Here is a 1,603-nt window from a genome sequence, read left to right on the forward strand (position 1 = left end):
GATGCGCACCCTGGTGCGCGGCTACCGCAATATCGACCTGCGCGGGGAAGTAGCCGGGGCGCGATCACTGCTGTCGGCGGCGGGATGCGCACTCGTCGTGGAGGGTGACGCGGCCAAGGCGTGGACTGACCGCCGCCTCCACGGGCGAGGCCACCCGGAGCGCCCGCCCCCGCGCGGGACGGGGATCCGACGGTGCCCGCGCGGGACAGATGTTCGGCGATGCCCTGCAGGGTCTTGGTCTTGCCGGTGCCGGTCGCACCGGCGACGAGACCGTGCCGGTTCATCATCCGCAGCGGAATACGCACGCGCGCATCAGGATCGGCCACGCCGTCGACCATCACCGTGCCGAGTTCCAGTGCGGGTCCGCTGAAGGCGTAGCCCTCGGCGATCTGCGCTGCCGCGCCGGATGCCGCCGGCTTCGAGGCGGATTCCTCACTCGCAGAATCGGATTCGCTGCCCTCGGCCGCCGGTCGACTGTCCGTGGCCGGTGCCGCGCTCGCCGCCGCGGCTTCCTGCTCGGCGGCCTCCGCGGCCGCCATGGCCTCGGCGGCGACCCTGGCCGCGTCTTCGGCCGCCTTGCGTGCCGCTGCCGCCTTCTCCTGTGGGGTGGTCATTCGCGCGTCCTCCGTCTGCTCACTGGCACGTACGCAAGAAATGCTCGAAACGTCTGCGGTCAATTCCAGGCAAACTGTATCCGGGCACGTCACCCGGTCGGCAAACATCCGGGGATGTCGACGGCAAACCCGGTCCGCCTCGCCCACGCGACACACCTGCCGACCAGGTTCCCGGGCCCACCATTAGGGTGGCTCCCGTGTCAGACAAACTCCTGGTCTGGATGGATTGCGAAATGACGGGGCTCCGTCTCGACAGCGACAAGCTGATCGAGATCGCCGCGCTCGTAACCGACAGCGACCTCAACATTCTCGGTGACGGTGTCGACATCGTCATCCACGCCGACGACGCCGCCCTGGCCTGCATGCCACCGGTCGTCGCCACCATGCACGCGAAATCCGGTCTGACCGAAGAGGTTCGGCGTTCCACCGTCACTCTCGAACAGGCCCAGCAGCAGGTACTCGACTACATCCGCGAGTACGCGCCCACCGCGCGCACGGTGCCGCTGTGCGGTAACTCCATCGGCACCGATCGCGGTTTCATCGCCCGCGACATGCCGGAGCTGGACGCGCACCTGCACTACCGGATGGTCGACGTTAGCTCGATCAAGGAACTGTGCCGACGCTGGTACCCGCGCATCTACTTCGGTCAGCCGGAGAAGGGCCTGGCCCACCGCGCGCTGGCCGACATCAAGGAATCCATCCGCGAACTCGAGTACTACCGCCGCACCGCGTTCGTCCCGCTGCCCGGGCCGACCACCACGGAGATCGCCGCCGCCGCACAGGCCGCCACCGAGGCCGTGGACGTCACCGGTTCAAGCCCTCTACCAGCGGATTAGGGCCTGGCACCAAAGTCACGCTAGTATCGACGGCGCCGGTGATTCACCGGTGATGGTGACCGTAGTTCAGTTGGTAGAGCACCAGGTTGTGATCCTGGATGTCGCGGGTTCGAGTCCCGTCGGTCACCCCGAAGAGAAGGCCCGGTCCACAAG

General features: G+C 67.7%; 2 protein-coding genes and 1 tRNA gene. 2 read left to right on the forward strand and 1 reads right to left on the reverse strand.

Features of this window, described 5'->3' with window-relative positions; translation table 11 throughout:
- Positions 1 to 614, reverse strand: a 614-nt coding sequence (locus ACFWF3_RS35310) for a helicase HerA-like domain-containing protein (RefSeq protein ID WP_379318468.1), incomplete at its 3' end; no start/stop codon positions are given.
- Between the two features lie 197 nt (positions 615 to 811).
- Here ACFWF3_RS35310 and orn point away from each other — a divergent pair.
- Together orn and ACFWF3_RS35320 are read left to right on the forward strand one after the other, a co-directional pair.
- On the forward strand, positions 812 to 1,450 hold the full coding sequence (gene orn / locus ACFWF3_RS35315) for an oligoribonuclease (RefSeq protein WP_101464057.1): 639 nt from the start codon (positions 812 to 814) through the stop codon (positions 1,448 to 1,450).
- A 55-nt stretch (positions 1,451 to 1,505) separates the two neighbouring features.
- Positions 1,506 to 1,578, forward strand: a tRNA-His gene (locus ACFWF3_RS35320).
- Positions 1,579 to 1,603 lie beyond the last annotated feature (25 nt).

The sequence above is a fragment of the Nocardia sp. NPDC060220 genome, from assembly GCF_042727815.1.
Classification (GTDB): domain Bacteria; phylum Actinomycetota; class Actinomycetes; order Mycobacteriales; family Mycobacteriaceae; genus Nocardia.